The 19,123-nt window shown below is 63.5% G+C and carries 13 protein-coding genes; 11 read left to right on the top strand and 2 right to left on the bottom strand.

Going from position 1 to position 19,123, the window contains the following annotated elements:
* Positions 1-149: 149 nt before the first annotated feature.
* Genes LRQ04_RS17060 through LRQ04_RS17030 form a run of 7 tightly spaced genes read left to right on the top strand, consistent with a single transcriptional unit; the run spans position 150 to position 5,756 of the window.
* Entirely contained in the window at positions 150-677 is a 528-nt protein-coding gene (locus LRQ04_RS17060; protein WP_235521511.1) for a DUF177 domain-containing protein, read from the top strand.
* A 33-nt stretch (positions 678-710) separates the two neighbouring features.
* The gene (rpmF, locus tag LRQ04_RS17055; RefSeq protein WP_011775139.1) at positions 711-914 is read left to right on the top strand and encodes a 50S ribosomal protein L32; all 204 of its coding nucleotides are present in this window, start codon (positions 711-713) and stop codon (positions 912-914) included.
* Between the two features lie 23 nt (positions 915-937).
* Positions 938-1,648, top strand: a complete 711-nt coding sequence (gene rnc, locus LRQ04_RS17050) for a ribonuclease III (RefSeq protein WP_235521510.1) — start codon at positions 938-940, stop codon at positions 1,646-1,648.
* Between the two features lie 3 nt (positions 1,649-1,651).
* Positions 1,652-2,623 (top strand): bifunctional DNA-formamidopyrimidine glycosylase/DNA-(apurinic or apyrimidinic site) lyase, encoded by a 972-nt coding sequence (gene mutM, locus LRQ04_RS17045; protein WP_235521509.1) that lies wholly within the window; start codon positions 1,652-1,654, stop codon positions 2,621-2,623.
* A gap of 30 nt (positions 2,624-2,653) precedes the next feature.
* A complete protein-coding gene (locus LRQ04_RS17040) occupies positions 2,654-3,430 on the top strand; it encodes a hypothetical protein (protein WP_235521508.1) in 777 nt (258 codons plus the stop codon).
* Between the two features lie 8 nt (positions 3,431-3,438).
* Positions 3,439-4,731, top strand: coding sequence for an MFS transporter (locus LRQ04_RS17035; protein WP_235521507.1), 1,293 nt, complete (start codon positions 3,439-3,441; stop codon positions 4,729-4,731).
* Positions 4,728-5,756 (top strand): hypothetical protein, encoded by a 1,029-nt coding sequence (locus tag LRQ04_RS17030; RefSeq protein WP_235521506.1) that lies wholly within the window; start codon positions 4,728-4,730, stop codon positions 5,754-5,756. Before LRQ04_RS17035 ends, LRQ04_RS17030 begins: the two co-directional genes overlap by 4 nt.
* A 36-nt stretch (positions 5,757-5,792) precedes the next feature.
* On the opposite strand, the gene LRQ04_RS17025 is transcribed toward LRQ04_RS17030, so the two are convergent.
* Entirely contained in the window at positions 5,793-10,676 is a 4,884-nt protein-coding gene (locus LRQ04_RS17025) for a DUF4082 domain-containing protein (protein WP_235521505.1), read from the bottom strand.
* Between the two features lie 350 nt (positions 10,677-11,026).
* On the opposite strand from LRQ04_RS17025, the gene smc reads away from it, so the two are divergent.
* Together smc and ftsY are read left to right on the top strand one after the other, a co-directional pair.
* The gene (gene smc, locus LRQ04_RS17020; protein WP_235521504.1) at positions 11,027-14,605 is read left to right on the top strand and encodes a chromosome segregation protein SMC; all 3,579 of its coding nucleotides are present in this window, start codon (positions 11,027-11,029) and stop codon (positions 14,603-14,605) included.
* 20 nt (positions 14,606-14,625) lie between these two features.
* On the top strand, positions 14,626-15,831 hold the full coding sequence (ftsY, locus tag LRQ04_RS17015; RefSeq protein WP_235521503.1) for a signal recognition particle-docking protein FtsY: 1,206 nt from the start codon (positions 14,626-14,628) through the stop codon (positions 15,829-15,831).
* A gap of 65 nt (positions 15,832-15,896) precedes the next feature.
* On the opposite strand, the gene LRQ04_RS17010 is transcribed toward ftsY, so the two are convergent.
* Positions 15,897-17,117 (bottom strand): MFS transporter, encoded by a 1,221-nt coding sequence (locus tag LRQ04_RS17010; RefSeq protein WP_235521502.1) that lies wholly within the window; start codon positions 17,115-17,117, stop codon positions 15,897-15,899.
* 225 nt (positions 17,118-17,342) lie between these two features.
* Between LRQ04_RS17010 and LRQ04_RS17005 the strand changes: the two genes are divergently transcribed.
* The gene (locus tag LRQ04_RS17005; protein WP_235521501.1) at positions 17,343-18,665 is read left to right on the top strand and encodes an ammonium transporter; all 1,323 of its coding nucleotides are present in this window, start codon (positions 17,343-17,345) and stop codon (positions 18,663-18,665) included.
* The gene (locus LRQ04_RS17000; RefSeq protein WP_017199639.1) at positions 18,662-19,000 is read left to right on the top strand and encodes a P-II family nitrogen regulator; all 339 of its coding nucleotides are present in this window, start codon (positions 18,662-18,664) and stop codon (positions 18,998-19,000) included. Before LRQ04_RS17005 ends, LRQ04_RS17000 begins: the two co-directional genes overlap by 4 nt.
* The last annotated feature ends 123 nt before the right edge of the window (positions 19,001-19,123 follow it).

Here is a 19,123-nt window from a genome sequence, read left to right as displayed (position 1 = left end):
TGCGCCTTCACGCAGAGTCCCCAGCTGAAACCACCGCGCCTTTGCGTGCGCCCGGCGTCGGTTTGAGTCCTCCAGCGAGATCAGGCTAAGATGGTACGTCGGTCATATGTTCTACAGGAGTTCTCATTAAGCGAGATGCAAGTTCGCCCTTGGCGCTGGTAGTCAAGGACCTTGGACGCAGTCCAGGGACCATGCGGACACTCAACGAGCATGTACCTGCGCCAAGTGACCTTGGTGTGGCGCTCATTGGCGTGAAGGAAGGCTCGGATATCGAGCTGGATCTTCGCTTGGAGGCCGTACACGAAGGAATTCTGGTATCTGGCTCCGCCGTCGTCGAAGTAACCGGCGAGTGCGGGCGATGCCTGGATCCCCTTGCGTATGACCTTGAGGTCAATGTGCAAGAACTTTTCTTCTACGAAGGCGCTGAGCTTTCCGACGAGGAAGACGATGAAGAGCAACGTCGAGTCGAGTACGATCTGATCGATCTTGAGCCGGTGTTGCGGGACGCAGTTGTCACTATGCTGCCGTTCCAGCCGGTGTGCCGGGAAGACTGCCAGGGTCTGTGCTCCGAATGTGGAGCGCGCCTGGAAGACGAGCCGGGGCACCACCACGAGGTCATTGACCCTCGCTGGGCTGCCCTAGCTGATCTGGCTAAGACTGACCGGCAAACCGATTAGTAAGTGTTCGTCTAAGAGAGAAATGAGATAGCCGTGGCTGTTCCCAAGCGGAAAATGTCTCGCGCAAATACACGCGCCCGCCGTGCCCAGTGGAAGGCAACTGCCCCCAACTTGGTCAAGACCATCGAAAACGGTCAGGTTACCTACAGCCTGCCGCACCAGGCAAAGGTCGTCACTGACTCTGCCGGCACCGCGCTGTTCCTTGAATACAAGGGCCGCAAGGTCGCAGACGCCTAATCTGCCGTACAGGCTGACTAAGGATGTCTTCAACTGAAGAGCTTCTGAAGCGTCTCGGTGTCTCCATTGACACCGAGACGCTTCGTCTTGCTCTCACACATCGCTCATACGCGTATGAGAACGGCGGGATCCCCACCAACGAGCGCCTCGAATTCCTCGGCGACTCCATCCTGGGCTTCTCGGTCACCGATTCCTTGTACCGTGAGAACCCCTCGCTGCCTGAAGGCGAACTAGCCAAGCGGCGTTCCGCCGTCGTCAGTACGCGGGCTTTGGCCGGCATTGGGCGCTCCATCGGCGTCGGCGAGTTCATTTACCTCGGGCAAGGCGAGAAGCTGACCGACGGCAAGAACAAGGCGTCCATCCTGGCTGACACCATGGAAGCCCTGATCGGTGCCACGTACCTTTCGAACGATATCGAAACCGCCCGCCAACTGGTCATGCGCCTCGTAGGTCCGCTCCTGAAGGACGCAGGCGCCCTTGGTGCCGGCACGGACTGGAAAACGAGCATCCAGGAGCTGACGGCCAGCCGCCAGCTTGGGGCCATCCACTACGCCGTGGAGGGCTCCGGTCCCGATCACGCCAGGACTTTCGAAGCCGTCCTGAACATCGGTGGGACCCCCTATGGTCGCGGCTCTGGCCATTCCAAGAAAGAGGCGGAGCAGGAAGCTGCTGCCGATGCCTGGCGTGCACTCACCGCCATGGACTCATCAGCTGCCGGTCCGGCCCAAGCCTGACGGATGCCGGAACTCCCCGAAGTAGAGGTAGTACGCCGAGGTCTGGCCCGCTGGGTGCGTGGCCGGACCATCACCGGCGTGGACGTCATTGATCCCCGCTCCATCCGGCGGCATGCCTTGGGTACCGAGGATTTCGTGGGGAACCTCGAACATGCAACCGTCCTGGATGTCGTTCGACGCGGGAAGTTCCTGTGGATGCCCTTGGCCATGGAGAACCCTGCTGGCACCACGCACGCGGCCCCCGCTTTGGAGATGCCGCGCGTGGCGCTGATGGCCCATCTGGGAATGAGCGGCCAACTGTTGATGCAGGATCCGGCGGTGCCGGATGAGAAGCACCTCAAGGTCCGGATCCAGCTCAGCCCGGTGGACGGCATGCCGGAGCAGCTGCGGTTTGTCGACCAACGCATTTTCGGTGGACTCTTCGTCACGTCGTTGATCCCAACCGTCGACGGCGGCCCTGGCGGCCTTGGCGAAACGCCCCTGCCCGAGATCGCAGAAGAAGCATCGCACATCGCCCGGGACCCGCTCGACCCTCACTTTTCCTTCGATGCGTTCTACCGAAAGATCAAGAACCGCAAGACGGGCCTCAAGAGGGCGCTCCTGGACCAGGGTGTCATCTCGGGAATTGGCAATATCTACGCCGATGAAGCACTGTGGCGCGCCCGCCTCCACTACGCCCGGGCCACGGACACCCTTCGCCGTTCCGATGCCGAGCGCCTTGTAGTGGCCGCGCAAGAGGTCATGAACGCTGCGTTGGCTGCAGGAGGGACGAGTTTTGATTCCCTCTACGTGAATGTGAACGGTGATTCGGGGTACTTTTCCCGTTCCCTTAACGCCTATGGGCGGGCTGGTGAGCTGTGCCCGCGCTGCGAAGCAACCGGGCTCAGGAGTGTCATCAAACGGGAGCAGTTCATGAACCGCTCCTCCTACACCTGCCCTGTGTGCCAACCGCGCCCGCGGAATGGGCGTTGGTAGCGCCAAAACTGTTCCGGAATCCGGGTCGCGATGGCAGACTGTCCCCATGAAACGCGTGGCCCCGAATCAGCCGCTCTGCGGCGTACCCAGCCCGGCCAAACCATGATGGCGCGGCGGCTGGTCATCGCAGGCATTTGCCTTGCCCTGCTGGTCGCCGCCGTGGCAGTCATTTTCGATCAGATGGCTGGAAGGACCGGCTCCACCACTGCGCAGGATTCCTCCACTTCACGCCCAGCCCCCAGCTCCAGCGGCACCCAGGGTGCTCCGGCCGGCGCAAGCCCGGGCGAGGGCACCCCGGTGTCCGGCAGTCCGTCGCCGGGCCAGGCTGGCGCCGGCCCGGAGACCGGCGGCGACGGCCAGTCCACCGCCAAACCCCTGGAAGTCCTTCCACCGGTGACCGCGACCCCTTCCGGCTTGCCCGAACCATCCGCGCCCGCCCCCTTGATCTCGGGTGCCTTGCCTGCGCCGGGTACGGCTGCCGGCAAGGTGGTGGACGGGTGGCCGGCTGACATTCTCACCCTGCCTGCCGGAACAACCATAGGTTCCACCTCAGTGTCGACCTCGGGCAATGCCCTTCAAGTGGCAGCGGATGGGATCGTGGCCAAACCCCAAAGCGAAGTGCTGGGCTCCTTCAGCCAGTCCCTGGTGTCCCGTGGGTTCTGGTCTGAACAAGCTCCCGCCGCTGACGGTGCTGTGGCCACGCGGTTCGTTCGTGGCAGCGATACCGTGACAGTTTCCGTGACGACGACGGGTACCGGCGCTTCGCGGTTCCAACTCCTGGGCACCCTGCATACGACGGCGGGCTAGGGGCGGCCATGTACATTTCGCTTTCAGACCGGGGCGGCAAACGGGCCAAGCCGCAAGGTATGGAAACGGCACTGCCGAGTGGAGTGTCGTTCCGGTTGTCACCGGTGATCATCTGGCTGGGCATCGTCAGCATGGTCACGGATGTCTCCTCGGAGTCGGTCACAGCCATTCTCCCGTTGTACGTGACCGGCTTCCTGGGGTTGTCCACGATCGCATTTGGTTTCATTGACGGGATCAATCAAGGCGCCAGCGCGATCGTCAGGATTGCCGCGGGCTGGGCAGCGGACCGGAGTGGCCATCCAAAACGAATTGCGTTGGCCGGGTATGGCCTGTCCATGGTTGCAAGGATAGGTTTCCTGTTCGCCGGGGGATTCTGGGCGATTGCCGCGATTGTCACGGGGGACAGGATCGGCAAAGGTATACGCACTGCCCCCAGGGATGCGCTCATTTCAGTGTCCGCGCAGCCTGAGCATCTTGCCAGGTCCTTCGGGGTGCACCGGATGCTTGACAATATCGGGGCAGCAGCCGGACCGTTGATCGCGTTTTTTGTACTGCTGATGATTCCCAATGGTTTCAGCACGGTTTTTGTCGTCTCGCTTGCTTTCGCTGTGATTGGCGTTGCCGTCCTGGGGCTGATTGTGCCGGACGTCCGGGCGGATGGGCTGCCGGACGCAGCGGAACGCGAGGGGCGCCGGCTGTTCGCTTTTTCGTGGAGCCACCTGAAGGAGCCGGGCCTGGGAAAGGTGCTGATCGCTGCAGGGCTCCTGGGCCTGGTGACCATTGGCGACGGCTTTATCTACCTGGTCCTGCAGGCCAGGGACTCTTTTGCTGTCCAGTGGTTCCCGCTGTTGTTCGTGGGCACCAACGTGGTCTTCCTGGCGTTTGCGGTTCCCCTGGGACGATTGGCTGACCGCCTAGGCAAGATCCCGGTATTTGTCGGCGGCCACGTGGCGCTCCTGGCCACCTATCTCCTTGCGGCTTCGCCCATCGGTGGACTTGGTACCACAGTGGGTTGCCTGGTTCTGCTGGGTGCGTTTTACGCGGCAACCGACGGCGTATTGGCCGCATTGGCCAGCCAACTGACCCCGCCCGGCAAACTGGCCACGGGTATCGCTTCGGCCCAGACAGTTGTGGCGCTCACCAGGATGATCGCTTCAGCCGGGTTCGGTGTGCTCTGGTACGCGGTGGGTGCATCGGCAGCCATGCTGATTGCGGGCGCGTTGCTTGGGTGCGTGGTTGTGGCCGTCATTTTCATCCTGCGGGGCACTTCGCCAGCCAATGTCGTTGACGCCGACGCATGAGTGAAGCGCTGGGCCTGGGAAAGGTTAGATGGGGCCTTCTGCTGGCCGTGACTGCCTTGGTCCTGGCAGGGGCGGGAATCTACGCGGTGGGGGCCTACCAGCGGTTTGAGGAGAGCCGCTCTGCGGCCTCGACGGTGGGTGTCACGGCAGCGCAACCGCTGCCAAGTGTTCCCTTTGTCCTCTTCCGGAACACAGCTTCCGGGCAGGGATACGGCCACGCAGCAACCGTTCCCCTCTCGGCTCCGGCGGGAACCAGGTCCGTCAGCGAACGGGAATGCGACCGTGTTTATGGAACAAAGGAGTCTTCCGTCTGCCTGAAGACCAACCGCGGGCTGGTGACCGCGTTCGAAGCTTCGCTCTTGAACCGGGACTGGGAACCCCAAAGCTCGTGGCCCATCAAGGGCATACCCAGCAGGACCCGGATCAGTCCTGATGGCTCACTGATCGCCACCACCGTGTTTGTCACGGGCCACTCGTATGCGACCGCCGGGTTCTCGACGGCCACGGAGATCACACAGTCGGGAGGAACGCCGGAAAACCTGGAGGACTACGCCCTCCTGGTCAACGGACAACGGCTGGTGGCCACGGACAGGAACATCTGGGGAGTGACGTTCGTGCCGGGACAAAAGGATGCCTTCTACGCCACGGCGGCGTCGTCGGGGCGTATATGGTTGGTCCGCGGAAGTATCTCAGCAAAGACGCTGACCGCTGTGCACGACAATGTGGAGTGCCCATCGATTTCGCCCGACGGGACCAAGATTGCCTTCAAGAAGAACGACGGCGGTGCTTTGGCTGCGCATTGGAAGGTGGCTGTGCTTGACCTCGCCACCGGGCAGGAGACGGTCCTTTCCGAGAAGCGAAGCGTCGATGACCAGATTGAATGGCTGGACAACCAGAACCTTCTTTACGGGTTGGCGGATGAGGCCGTGGAAGGGGACAGCAACATCTGGCAGCTGGGCACCAATCCCGGTTCGCAACCGGCTATGTTCATTGCCCACGCGTGGTCGCCCAGCGTCATCCGTTGAGCAAGCCACCCGTTAACTAGGTCCTCTGCTGTGTGGTCAGCAGAGCGGCAACAGCCCGCAGAGCAAACCACCGGACTGCGTCGGGCTCGGTGTCGCAGTAGGCGTTGCCGTAGCTGTCGGGGTAGGCGTTGCCGTAGCTGTCGCGGTAGGCGACGGGGACGGTGCCGCCGCCGCTTGCTGGGCGGGTGCGGCACTTGAGTAGACAACGTCCACGAAGTAGTTCGTCGCCCCGAACGAGCTGGCCGGCATGACGCCTCCTGAGCCGTACCTGTACAGCCCGTTATTGGGTCCGGAAGCGGTAAACACACCGCTCGTCCAGGTCTGGTTGAAGAAGCCTTGCGTATACGAGTACCGGCCGACGGGGGCACGGTAGGAAACCACGTAGGTCTGGCCGGTCGACAACGCCACGGGCGTGGCCAGTGTGGCGGTCTGCCATCCTGTTGCCGTCTCATTGGTGAAGGTCACCTGTGCCAGCCGCGTGCCCGCCGAGTTCCAGAGCGAGCCGACGTGGGTTCCTGTGTTTCCGGTCCCCTTGTAGAAACGGATGCCGGTGACGTTGCCCGCCTGGGAAACGGTGAAGGCCGTGCCCAACTCCACAGACAGGGCATCCGAGGCGGACGCTGTCTGGGGGCTCAGTGAACCGAAGATGGTGGACACCTGGACGGTCGGGGCTGCAGTTGTGAACTGCCAGTTGGTGGTGGGGTAAGCCTGCCCCTGTTGGGAGACCACGTTGGCCACGCTGGCTGAGATGACCGTGCTGTTGGGAAGGGGTCCGGCCGGCGTGAACGTGACCGTCCGGCTATCGGAGGAGAGAGCCGCCGTCCCTGCAATGGATGAGCCGTTCGCCGTCAGGGTAAAGGACGAACCGGCGTTGATCCCGGAGGAGAAGGTGATGGACGGTTTCACGTCGGTGGGGATGTCCGTGGCGCCCGGTGCCGGAACCTGCTCCGTTACAGTGAGGGGTGCTGTTGGCATAGCGAAGACCAGGTCCACCAGGTAACTGGCAGTGGTGGACGCATTGGGGAAGTCGCTGTTGTAGGCATATTCTCCAGAATCTGTGTCCGTGCGCAGCGGTCCACTGGTGAAGCCCGGACCGAATCCGCCCGCAGAGTAGGAGTAACTGCCGGTGGGGGACTTGTACGCGGCCACGTATTCCGTGTTGGCCTCGATGTTCACCGGTTGACTGAACACGGCTGTCTGCCATCCGCTGCTGGATTCATTGGTGAATGTGACGGTAGCGAGCAGTTGTCCGCTGACGGTGTAGAGCGAACCGGTGTGCGTGCCGGTGTTGCCGGCCGCCTTGTAGAAGCGCACGCCGGTGACTTGCCCGGCTGTGTCGCTCGCGAACCTGACGCCCAGGGACAATGGCACGCCGTCGTTGGCATCCGGCGTCGTTGGCGTCACCGTGTCCTGGTACAGAGTGCATGGGCACACACCAGGGGTCCTCGGTGCCGGAACCGTGGTGAAGGTCCAGGTCCCGCCACCCGACATCGGCTGTCCGGACTGCGCCGTAGCTGTCACCGTGGCCGTATAACCCGTCCCTGCTGCGAGGGCGGCTGTGGGAGTGAACGTGGCTTTACGCGTTGCTGGATCGTAGGTGGACGTCCCGGCTACGGCGGCTCCACCGGTTACTTTCAACGTCGTGCTCACGCTCGACGCTACGGCGGCCTCGGAGAGCACGGCGCTGACCGTGGTGTTCAGGGGGACACTGGACGCGTTGGGCAACGGCGATTGGGAACCCACAGTGAATGGAGTGTTCGGCACTGTGACCACGACGTCCACCAAGTAGCTGGTTGTGGACCTGGAGGAAGCAAAATCTCCGCTGTACGTGTAAGCGCCAGCGTCAGAAGCTGCCCGCAGTGGTCCTACGCTCATACCCGAACCGAATCCGTTGGTCGTGGCCGAATACGTCCCGGTCAGGGACTTGTAGGACACGATGTAGTCCGTATTCGCAGCCATCTGGATGGGTTGGCTGAACATGGCCGTCTGCCATCCGGAACTGCTTTCGTTGGTGAACGCGACCGTGGCCAGCTGCTGGCCGGTTGCCGTGTACAGGGCGCCGTTGTGGGTGCCCGTGTTGCCGGCGGACTTGTAGAAGCGGACACCAAGCACCTGGCCTGCCGAAACACTCGAGAACCTCACACCAAGGGTTACGGGTACGCCTTCCCGCAGTTCCGCTATCCCTGGTGTGACAGAGTCATCGAAAAGGCTGCAGGGGCACGCACCGGGAACCGGGAGGGTCGCCGCCGTCGTGAAGGACCAGGTCCCACCCGCCGTCACTGGACCACCGGTTGAGTCAGTGCCGGCCAAGGTCGCCGTGAACTGGGTACTGAACGCCAACGCGCTCGACGGCGTAAAAGTAGCCCGCCGCGTGGCGGCGTCATATGCGGTAGTGCCCGCTACTGGCCCGGACGGCGACTGCAACGTCAGTTGGACGCTGGCCGGGGTGACCGGCTTGGAGAATACCGCGCTCACCTTGGTGTCGACCGGTACGCTCGACGACGACGGGATAGGTGTCTGGCCCGAAACTGTCATGGGGGAGGTATCTACGGTGCTGAAGATGGCGTCTGCGAAGTAGTTGCCACCGTTGTAGCTGGTGGTCGGGAAACTTTGCGATGTGCTGTAAACGCCGGCCGGCTCCGCCCCGAATCCTCCCGCTACCTTCAACGGGGCGTCAGTGAAGCCAAAGCTGGCCCACTGATAGTCCTTGGTGGCGTAGTGTCCGTTGGGTGCCCAGAACGAGGCTGTGTACTTCTGGCCTGCAGCCACGGGGACTGCTTGGGCGAACAGGACTGATTGCCACCCCGAAGCGGTCTCATTGGTGAATGTGGCCGTGGCCAGGCGCTCGCCGGTGGAGCTCCACAAGGAGCCTGTGTGGGTTCCGGTGTTGGCGGTGCTCTTGTAGAAACGGACGCCTGTGATGAAGCCATCCACGGAGGGCGTGAAGCGCAAGCCCATTTCATAAGCCCCGCCGTCACCGGAGTCCTGGACAGTGGGAACTGTTTGGCCGAAGACACTGTAGGGGCCGTTGAGGGTGAGGTTGCGGCTCACGGCAGCACCCACGTTGGCGCTGTCGTCGATGGCCCGTGCCTGGACGGTTGCCGTGGCAAGGCCCTTCTGTACGTAGGTGTAACTCCAACTCGTCTTGCCCTGGGCTGGGTGCCAGGTTGTGCCCCCGTCGGTGGAGACTTCGACGCCGGCCACGACGCCTCCAACATCGCTGGCAGTTCCCGTAACGGTGACGCTGCTGCCTTGTGCCACCGTGGCACCGTTGGCCGGAGCAGAGATGGTTGCTGTGGGTTTGGTGGTGTCAGTGCTCGCAACTGCGGCAACAAGGCCGGCCGCCCGGGTGGCGGGTTGTGCGCCCATGTCGGCAAGCAGGTTGACCTGCGCCTGGCGCATCCTGGCATCGGCAGGTGCGCCGGCGCCGTCGTGCTCCTGGTCCAGCCCCCACGTCCACTGGACGCTGCCGGCTGAGAAGACCAGGGCGCCACTTGCTGCCCGGTAGAGGGTCACGTTATGGGTGGTATTGCCTGGCTTGACGGTATTACCGAAGTCCTGGAGGTACTCGGGAACACTTCCCACGGTGGTTGACAACCGGACCAGGCCGGCTGGCCGGAAGCCGTTGTCCAGGTCCTCGTCGGATTCGTAACCCACTGTGTGGGCTGCCAGCGCCGTGGAAGAACCTGCAGGCATCGATGCCAGGGACGTATTCCGCCAAAGCCTTGTCTTGCCTTCGTCCGAACTCACGGTAATAGGCAAGTCGGAGTGGTTGGACATGTACATGGTCCCGGTCACCGCGTTCTCGGGCAGGCCACCACCGTTGGCTTGCGAGGCGAAACGGGGGTCGCGCCAGGTGCCGGTCCACTGGGTGCTGGGGTCGATCTTGGCATTTCCCCAGGTTTCCTTGTAGCAGGTCAGGGTGCGGTTCGCTGTGCCGTCCACTATTGAGGGTTCGAACCGGGTCCGCCAATACATCTCATTCCCCGAAAGGAACTGAAGATTCACGCCGGCGTCCCTGGCGGCGGTGACGTTGGCCCGTTGCGGACCGGACCAGTACTCATCGTGCCCCACCGAAAGGAACACCTTGTGGTTCAGCAGCTCCGCGCCGCTGCGGTCCGCGTCCAGGCCGCTGATGTAGCTGACGTCGTAGCCGTTCTGTTCAAGGAAACGGACCATGGGGTATTCGTTGGCGAAGTAAAAGTCCCGTCCGTTCGGACCATCACGGGTTGCCATCGGACGGTTGTAGCTGACCTTGTAGGCCCGTCCGTTCGCGGCACCTTGATAGAAGTCCGAGCCGCCGTACGTGTTGTAGGCCTGCCAGGTCTCGTCCGCGGTTTGGAAGACGACGGCGGAACGGTTGCCGTCATTGCGGACAATGAACGTGATGTGGCTCTTTGCGCCGGTATCAGGGCGTGTGAGGAGCGCGATGTAGACACCGGACACAGCTGTCGCCGGAACCTGCCACGTTGCCGAAACGGCCCAGGTACCGCAATCGTAAAGCTCGGTGGTGACATCGCTGCGGCAGGCCGGCTGGGTCTGGCGCAATACGGACGGTGTCACATCGGCGATCTTGCGGGCCCCGTTGCCCCCGTACCAGCCGGTCCGGTAAATCGCGATGGTGTAGGTGGGCGCCTTGGTGTCGACCTTGAACCGAATGGGCTGGCCGGCATTAACGCTGATGTCCGTGGCGAAGCCCTGGATGGTGTCATCGCCCGCGCCATTGATGTCCCACTCCGAGGGCGGGCTGCCGGGCTTCGAATTTTCACAGGCCACCGCGTTCACCACGGGGTCGCAGGGTCCCACAGCCATCGCCGTCGTTGCGCTGAGGGGCAAAAGGGCCCCCACCAGGGCGATCACCACGGGCAAAAGGAGACCCTTGAAGATTCGCTGTGGTCGGGAAGCTGAAGGACCGGGCATCAGAACTCCTGGAGTGGTACGCCGATAGCTAAGACGGGCCCGCGGGGTAATGCGCAGGTCCCGGCTTGTCACTCCCCAGCCAGGGTCAAACCTAGATCTTCAGTTGTGGAACACGGGTTCGCCACATGGGCGCGTCGTTCCGAAAAACGGGACCGGATCCGGTGCAGGCCAACAACAGTTCGAGCCTGGGCCGGATCACCGGAACGAAAAGTCCATGTAACCCTTGGCAGGAGTGTAGGGGTGCGGCTGGCCGCCCGCAAGGCATTCCGGCATCAGATCCCTGTATTTCGCCCTATCGGCAGTAGATTTGGGGATACAACCAACGGTCCATCCAGGAGAACCGAAGCGCCTTGCATTTGAAAAGTCTGACTGTCCGCGGATTCAAGTCCTTTGCGTCGGCCACGACGTTCGACTTCGAACCCGGCGTCACCGCCGTCGTCGGCCCCAACGGCTCGGGCAAATCCAACGTGGTGGACGCGTTGGCCTGGGTCATGGGCGAGCAGGGCGCAAAAACGCTGCGTGGCGGCAAGATGGAAGACGTGATTTTCGCCGGGACGTCAGGCCGCCCTCCCTTGGGGCGGGCACATGTGTCCCTCACCATTGACAACGCTGACAACGCCCTCCCTATCGAGTACAGCGAAGTCACGATCTCCCGCACCCTTTTCCGCACGGGTGGGTCCGAATACGCCATCAATGGTGCGCCATGCCGGCTCCTGGACATTCAGGAGCTGCTGTCCGACTCAGGCCTCGGCCGGGAAATGCATGTCATCGTCGGGCAAGGGCAGTTGGACCGTGTCCTGCATGCCACCCCTGAAGACCGTCGGGGCTTCATCGAGGAAGCAGCCGGGATCCTCAAGCACCGCCGCCGGAAGGAAAAGACGGTCCGGAAGCTCGAGGCCATGCAGGCCAACCTTGCCCGGCTTGGCGACCTGACTGCGGAAATCCGACGGCAGCTCACACCGTTGGGCAAGCAGGCGGAGATCGCACGACGGGCACAGACGGTCCAGTTCGACGTCCGGGACGCCCGCGCCCGGCTCCTCGCGGACGACCTCGTGCAACTGACAACCTCCCTCGAACAGGACGTCGCCGACGAAGCTGCACTCAAGGAACGGCGCCAGGTGGTCGAGGCCGGCCTGCTGGTGGGCCGTCAACGTCAGGCGGCCCTGGAGCAGCAGGCCGCAGAGGCGACCCCGCGGCTCAACGCGGCCCGCGACCATTGGTATCAGCTCTCCGCCGGGCGGGAGCGCCTGCGGTCCCTTGGCTCCCTGGCTACCGAACGCCGTCGGCTCCTCGGTTCTTCCGAAGCGGCCGTGGACTCCGGGCGCGATCCGGACCAGCTTGAACGGCAAGCGGCTCGCGTCCGTGAGGAACAAGCGGCCCTGGAACATGACATTCTCGCCAAACAAGCGGCGCTCCTCGAAGCCACCGTCGCCAAGGACGGGGCGGAAGCGCTCGCGGCCGCGGAGGACAAGCGGCTTACGGCAATGCTGAGGGCCGCCGCAGACCGCAGGGAGGGCCTGGCCAGGTTGGCTGGCCAGGTTGCCGCGGCACGTTCCCGTGCAGAAGCTGCCGAAGCTGAGCGCGGCCGCCTCAGGGAGTCCCTCGCATCGGGCGACGAGCGGCGCCGGAAGGCCCAAAGCGAGTTCACGGCACTGGAAACCCAGGTGGCCGGTGTCGAGGATGGGGAAGAGAGCCTCGACGCAGAGTATGAGGAAGCCATCGGGGTCCTTGACGCAGTCCTCGCGGAAATCGAAGAGCTCAAAGCCGCCGAGAGGGACGCTGTTCGCGAGCGTGATTCGTTGACGGCCCGTCGTGACGCGCTGCAGTTGGGACTCAGGCGCAAGGACGGCTCCGGCCGGCTCCTCACAGCGGAGGGGATCCTTGGTCCGCTGCCAGCCATGATCAGTGTCGAGCCGGGATATGAGGCCGCCGTTGCCGCCGCCTTGGGAAGCGCTTCCGATGCGGTAGTGGTTGGCGGTGCCGCCGACGCTGTTGCCGCCATCGGGTTGTTGAAGCAGGACGACGCCGGACGTGCGACGCTGCTCTTGGCCGTCGGTGGAACCGACGTTCAGGCCCTTCAGAGCGGCGACGCGCTTCCGGCCGGTTGTCGCTGGGTTGCCGACGTCGTGAAAATCGGCGATCCCGCTGCCCACGGTACGTTGGCGCTCCTGGCCGGGACCGTCGTCGTCGATGACGTCCAGGCGGCAGCCTCGCTGGTCGCGGAACGGCCGGACCTTACGGCCGTCACCTTGGAGGGGGATGTCCTGACCACCCTCACCGTCGTGGGCGGCTCAACCAATGCACCGTCGCTGCTGGAAGTCCAGGCCGCAGTGGACGACGCCGGGGCCCGCCTACAGGAGGTTACTGCCCGTTTGGAGCGTGGACGCTTTGCCCTGGCCGGCGCCCAGGCCCGGCGCGCCGAAGCGCAGGACCGCGCCGACGCCGCGCTGGAACGGCTGCACGAATCGGATGCCCGCCTGGCCGCCGTCGCGGAGAGGTTGGGGCACCTGAACTCCATCCTGCGCAGCGCCGTTGGCGAAAGCGACCGCCTTGCCGCGTCCATGGCAAAGGCCGAGGCCAATATTGCCGAGGCCCAACTGGACCTTGAAGTCGCCGCGGAACGCCTTGCAGCGGCCCAGGAAGCTCCCGAGGAAGAGCCGTCCACAGACCAGCGTGACGAGCTCGGAGCGCAGGCCAGGACTGCCCGTGCGCTGGAGACCGAAGCCCGGCTGGCCCTCCGGACTGCGGAAGAACAACTCGGCGCCATCAGTAACAGGGCGGCATCCCTGGAGCGTGCTGCCGCTACCGAGCGACGCGCCCGTGAAGAGGCCGCGCGCAGGGCACAGCGTCGACGTGCCCAGGCTCAACGAGCGGCCGCCGTCGCGTCGGCTGTGGAGCAGACCCTGCGGTTCGTGGACATATCAGTTGACCTTGCCGGGCGTGAGCGGGATCTTGCGGAGCAAACCCGGGAGCAGTTGGAGCGGGAACTTGCAGGGGTCCGCTCTGCAAACGATGCCCTGGCCAAGGAACTCGCTGAGCTGACCGACTCCGTGCACCGTGACGAAATGGCGCGCACACAGCAGCGGTTGCGTATCGAAGCCCTCGAATCGCGCTCCATTGAAGAACTGGGGCTATCTGCGGAACAGTTGATTGCCGATTACGGTCCGGACCAGCCCGTGCCCGTGCCCGCCGGAACAAGCAACGACAAGTGGGCCGAGCTGCGGGCACCGGTGGATGAGAATGGTGAACCAGTGGTTCAGGGCGTCCCGTTCGTCCGCGCGGAGCAGGAGAAACGTCTCAGGAAGGCCGAGCGTGACCTCGCATCCCTGGGAAAGGTGAACCCCTTGGCGCTTGAGGAATTTGCCGCACTGGAAGAACGCCACCAATTCCTCAGCTCCCAACTGGAGGACCTTAAGGCCAGCCGCAAGGATCTGCTGGACATCATCAAGGAAGTGGACAACCGCGTCCAACAGGTCTTCACCGAAGCTTTTGCTGACACGTCCGCCCAGTTCGACCACGTCTTCGCGCGCCTGTTCCCAGGGGGCGAAGGCAAGCTTGTCCTGACCGATCCCGACGACATGCTCACCACAGGAATTGAAGTGGAAGCACGGCCTGCCGGTAAGAAGATCAAAAGGTTGTCGCTGCTTTCCGGCGGCGAGCGTTCCCTGACGGCCGTTGCGCTGCTGGTGGCAATCTTCAAGGCGCGGCCCTCGCCCTTCTACGTCATGGATGAGGTTGAAGCCGCATTGGACGACACCAACCTGGGCCGGCTGATCACCATTTTCGAGGAACTGCGTGAGTCCAGCCAGCTGATCGTGATCACCCACCAAAAGCGCACCATGGAAGTAGCGGACGCCCTTTACGGGGTGACCATGCGCGGCGACGGAGTCTCCACCGTCATCAGCCAGAGGCTCGGTGCCGGGGCTTAGCAATATGAGAAGGTAGGGGAGTGAACGATTTCCTTCCCATAATTCTGTCCATTGTCGCTGCGCTCGTAGTGGTCGGCGGACTCGTGCCGGTATTGCTGAAGGCCCGGAAATCCGGGGCCAAATACCCTGGGCCGCGGGACGCTAACGACCCCGTCCAGTCCTCGGCAGCAGGCGGCGGAACTCTGGTGGAGGACCACCCGGACGCCGTCAAAGCACCGGCACCCACCTTTGACGGAACGGTTGCCGGCACCGATGTTCCCGACGACGCCGCCGGGCTCGAAACCATCGCCATTGATACACCGGACCCCGTCGAGGGCCGCCTGAACCGGCTCCGTGCCCGCCTGGTCAAATCCAACAACATCCTGGGTAAAGGCCTCCTGGCGCTTCTGTCCGGGGACAAAATCGACGAAAACGTGTGGGACGAGGTTGAAGAGACCCTCCTGCTCGCCGACCTCGGCACCGAACCCACCATGCAGTTGGTTGACGCGCTTCGTGAACGTGTCAAGGTTCTGGGTACCCGCAGCCCGGAAGAGGTCAAGGCCATGCTGCGCGAAGAGCTCGTCAAGCTGGTGGACCCCGGCATGGACCGTTCCCTGAACGTCGAACGCAAGGGCGACCGACCCGCCGTCGTGCTTGTTGTCGGTGTCAACGGCGTGGGCAAGACCACCACGGTCGGAAAGCTTGCACGTGTGCTGGTGGCTGAGGACAAGGACGTTCTGCTCGGCGCCGCTGATACGTTCCGTGCAGCCGCAGCTGAGCAGCTCGCAACCTGGGGGCAGCGCGTGGGCGTGCCCACCGTGAAGTCGGACATTGACGGCGCGGACCCTGCCTCGGTTGCCTATGAGGCCGTCAAGGCCGGCATCGACCAGGAAGTCGACGTCGTCATGGTGGACACCGCCGGACGACTCCAGAACAAGACCGGCCTCATGGACGAACTGGGCAAGGTCAAGCGGGTCATCGAGAAGCTCGCCGACGTCGACGAGGTCCTGCTGGTCCTGGACGCCACAACGGGCCAGAACGGCCTCAACCAGGCCCGCGTTTTCGCTGAGGTGGTCAACATCTCCGGCATCGTACTGACCAAGCTGGACGGTACGGCAAAGGGCGGCATTGTGGTGGCCATCCAGAAGTCCCTCGGTGTTCCGGTGAAGCTCATTGGCTTGGGCGAAGGCCCGGATGACCTGGCACCGTTCGATGCGGAAAGCTTCGTGGACGCGCTGCTCAACTAGCAGCCCAGCCACACAACACGGTTAACTGGCCGGCAGCAGGGGTGTCCCACACCTCTTGCTGTCGGTCAGTTTTTGTTTCCCAGGGGTTCACGCGCGGGGAGCCACGCGATGGCAGTCACCAGCAGCACCGCACCCGTAATGCCGAATGCCCAGCCGTAGCCCAGAACATCGGCCAAAAGCCCGGCGACGATGGGGCCGATAATGGCGCCGGTGTCCGCCGCCATCTGGAACACTGCGAGGACCTTGCCGCCGGAACGTCCCCGGCCAATGACATCGGCGACGGCGGCCTGTTGCGCCGGCCCCAGCAAACCTGAGCCGAACCCCGCCACAGCCGAAGCGGCAAGAAATGCCGGCAAATCTGTGGTCAATCCGATCACGGCGGTAGCCAACCCTGTGATGACGAGTCCGGGCACCACCAGGGGTTTCCGTCCCCAGGCATCCGCCAGCCGCCCGGAGAATGTCAGGGCGCTGGCATTGCCCACCGCGAAGATGGCCAGTGCCCAGGCAGCCGTCTCCGGCTTCGACTGCAGCACCGCCACCGCAAACAGCGGGATGGTGGCCATACGAACGCCGAAAGTCACCCAGCCGTTGCCGAAACTGGAGAACACTGCGGCGCGGTAGGCCGAGTCTGCAAGTGCTTCCTTCAGGGTCATGGCAGGAGCAGGGTTTGCATTGGTCGCGGCCTGTCCCTCGCCGCTCAGCATGGTGCGGACCACCGCAGCGGCCACGAGCAGCGCTCCTGCGTAGGCAAGGAATGGAACGCGGAGTCCGAAGCCTGCAAGCAAGCCGCCCACCACCGGACCCAACACGCTGCCGATCAGGAATGCCGAGGCATACGCCCCCGATACCCGCCCGCGGCGTTCGGGCGGGGCCAGCCGGATCAGCAGGCCCATGGCCGCGACGGTGAACATCACAGAGCCCGCACCACCGAGCCCACGGAAGATCAGCAGTTGCCAATAGTCCTGGGCGAAGGCGCATGCCGCTGTGGACACGGCAACAATCAGAAGACCTGAAACGTAGACGTTTCGCTCACCGAACCTGCCGATCAAAGCACCGCCGGCCGGGGCGAAGACCAAGCGCATGAAAGCGAAGATGCTCACGATCACGGCGGCTGCAGTTGCACCAACGTCAAAAGTGGTGGCGAACTGCGGCAGTACGGGTGCCACCAGGCCGAAGCCCAACGCAATCAGGAACGCCGCGGCCAACATCACCTTGATATCGCGTGGCAGGGGAGTCTTCTCAGGCCGGATCCTTGGTGCTTTGACGGATCGGGGCGGCTGGGTCATGCGGTTGGGGTCCTTCGGTTTGGTTTTCGGGTGAAGTCTGACGCCTGAAACATATCCGTAACAGCGGGGATATGCACCATTTACGTTGGGGAGGTTGTTGTAACCGGCCCGCAATATAAAACCTGCGCAGGTGAAACACAGCGGCACAAAACTCTTAAGCAGGACGCAAAAGGCGTCAGGACAGCGGTAGAACCGCAGAACCAAAGCAAGAGAGGAACGTGCACCATGGAACTTACCGCAGGTCACGTATGGGTCATGGTGGCGGCGGCACTCGTGCTGTTCATGACACCTGGTCTGGCATTTTTCTACGGCGGCATGACACGCGCCAAGGCTGCCTTGAACATGATGATGATGAGCTTCATCTCCATCGGCATCGTCGGAGTTGTCTGGGTGCTGTGGGGCGCTTCCATGAGCTCAGGCGAAGGCTTCCTTGAAATCGTGGGCAACCCGTTCGCCACTTTCGGCCTCGAAGGCATTTCCACCCCTGATGGCCTGATCAAGGTCGGTTACGCAGCCACCTTCGCCATCATTACTGTCGCGCTCATCAGTGGCGCGATCGCAGACCGCGCCAAGTTCGGCGCGTGGACCATCTTCGTCCCGGTCTGGGTCACGCTGGTCTACTGCCCCCTGGCCTACATGGTGTGGGGTGGCGGCCTGTTCGGCCCGGAGGGTGCAATCGGAAAGGCCCTCGGCCCGGCCATCGACTTCGCCGGCGGCACCGTGGTGCACATCAATGCCGGTGTGGCAGCACTTGTCCTGGTCCTGATCATCGGTAACCGTCGCGGCTTCGGTAAAGACCCGAACCACCGCCCCCACAACATCCCGTTCGTCATGCTCGGTGCGGCCATCCTGTGGTTTGGCTGGTTCGGTTTCAACGGCGGCGCAGCAACCACTGCTGAGCAGGGTGGGTTGATCTGGGTCAACACCCTCGCAGCTCCCGCAGCGGCAATGATCGGCTGGCTCATCACCGAACGCATCCGCGACGGACACCCCACCTCCCTGGGCGCAGCATCCGGTGTGGTCGCCGGCCTGGTGGCCATCACTCCCGCCTGTGCCAACGTCAGCCCGGTCGGTGCACTGGGACTGGGCGTAGTGGCCGGTGTCGCCTCCGCCCTGGCGGTTGGACTGAAGTTCCGTTGGGGCTTTGACGACTCCCTGGACGTCGTGGGTGTCCACCTCGTATCCGGCATCATCGGCACGGTGGCTCTGGGCTTCATTGCAGTTCCAAGCGAAGGCGTCACCGCCGGCGGCCTCTTCTACGGCGGCGGCCTGACCCAACTGTGGGCACAGCTCGCAGCGGCCGGCATCGCAATCGTCTTCTCGGCCATCATGACGGCAATCATCGCCCTCGCCATCCACAAGACCATGGGCTTCCGGGTCTCCACGGAGCAGGAGAACGTGGGCGTCGACCTCAGCCTGCACGCTGAGACGGCGTACGAGTTCGGCGTCAACGGCCACGGGGGCAGCTTCCAGCCGCTCCACGAGGCCATGATCGGAAAGTCCGAAGAGAAGGCTCCCGCAGAAGGCAAGGAGAGTGTCCAGGCATGAAGCTCATCACAGCCATCGTCCGTCCCGAAAAGCTCGAAGCAGTCCGGGAAGGCCTCGAAGCATACGGGGTCCAGGGCCTGACGGTCAGTGCAGCCAGCGGCTACGGCCGGCAGCGGGGTTACACCGAGGTGTATCGCGGAGCCGAGTACAACGTGGACCTGCTGCCAAAGATCCGGATCGAGGTCCTGGCTACGGACGAACAGGCGGACGACATCCTGGATGTCCTCATCGCCAGCTCGAATACCGGCAGGGCCGGCGACGGCAAGGTATGGACCGTGGATGTCTATGAAGCAGTCCGGGTCCGGACGGGTGAACGGGGCGCGGCGGCCATCTAGGTGTACTGTCCCGGCAGGTTGATGACACGGGGCTGGAATTGACGAAGTAAAGAGGACCTCCGGGTGTTATGTGGAGCTTGTCGAGAGCAAACACAGATACCAGGAGGTCCTCGTGTCCCACTC

This window comes from Paenarthrobacter sp. AR 02 (assembly GCF_021538675.1).
Lineage (GTDB): Bacteria > Actinomycetota > Actinomycetes > Actinomycetales > Micrococcaceae > Arthrobacter.
This window is presented reverse-complemented; position numbering and strand designations above follow the sequence as displayed.

Bases quoted from the DNA above. Each gene is read 5' to 3' on its own strand.
- LRQ04_RS17035 (WP_235521507.1), top strand. From the start codon at position 3,439: ATGTACATTTCGCTTTCAGACCGGGGCGGCAAACGGGCCAAGCCGCAA.
- LRQ04_RS17040 (WP_235521508.1), top strand. From the start codon at position 2,654: ATGGCAGACTGTCCCCATGAAACGCGTGGCCCCGAATCAGCCGCTCTG.
- LRQ04_RS17030 (WP_235521506.1), top strand. From the start codon at position 4,728: ATGAGTGAAGCGCTGGGCCTGGGAAAGGTTAGATGGGGCCTTCTGCTG.
- LRQ04_RS17000 (WP_017199639.1), top strand. From the start codon at position 18,662: ATGAAGCTCATCACAGCCATCGTCCGTCCCGAAAAGCTCGAAGCAGTC.
- mutM (WP_235521509.1), top strand. From the start codon at position 1,652: ATGCCGGAACTCCCCGAAGTAGAGGTAGTACGCCGAGGTCTGGCCCGC.
- rnc (WP_235521510.1), top strand. From the start codon at position 938: ATGTCTTCAACTGAAGAGCTTCTGAAGCGTCTCGGTGTCTCCATTGAC.
- LRQ04_RS17010 (WP_235521502.1), bottom strand. From the start codon at position 17,117: ATGACCCAGCCGCCCCGATCCGTCAAAGCACCAAGGATCCGGCCTGAG.
- LRQ04_RS17025 (WP_235521505.1), bottom strand. From the start codon at position 10,676: ATGCCCGGTCCTTCAGCTTCCCGACCACAGCGAATCTTCAAGGGTCTC.
- LRQ04_RS17005 (WP_235521501.1), top strand. From the start codon at position 17,343: ATGGAACTTACCGCAGGTCACGTATGGGTCATGGTGGCGGCGGCACTC.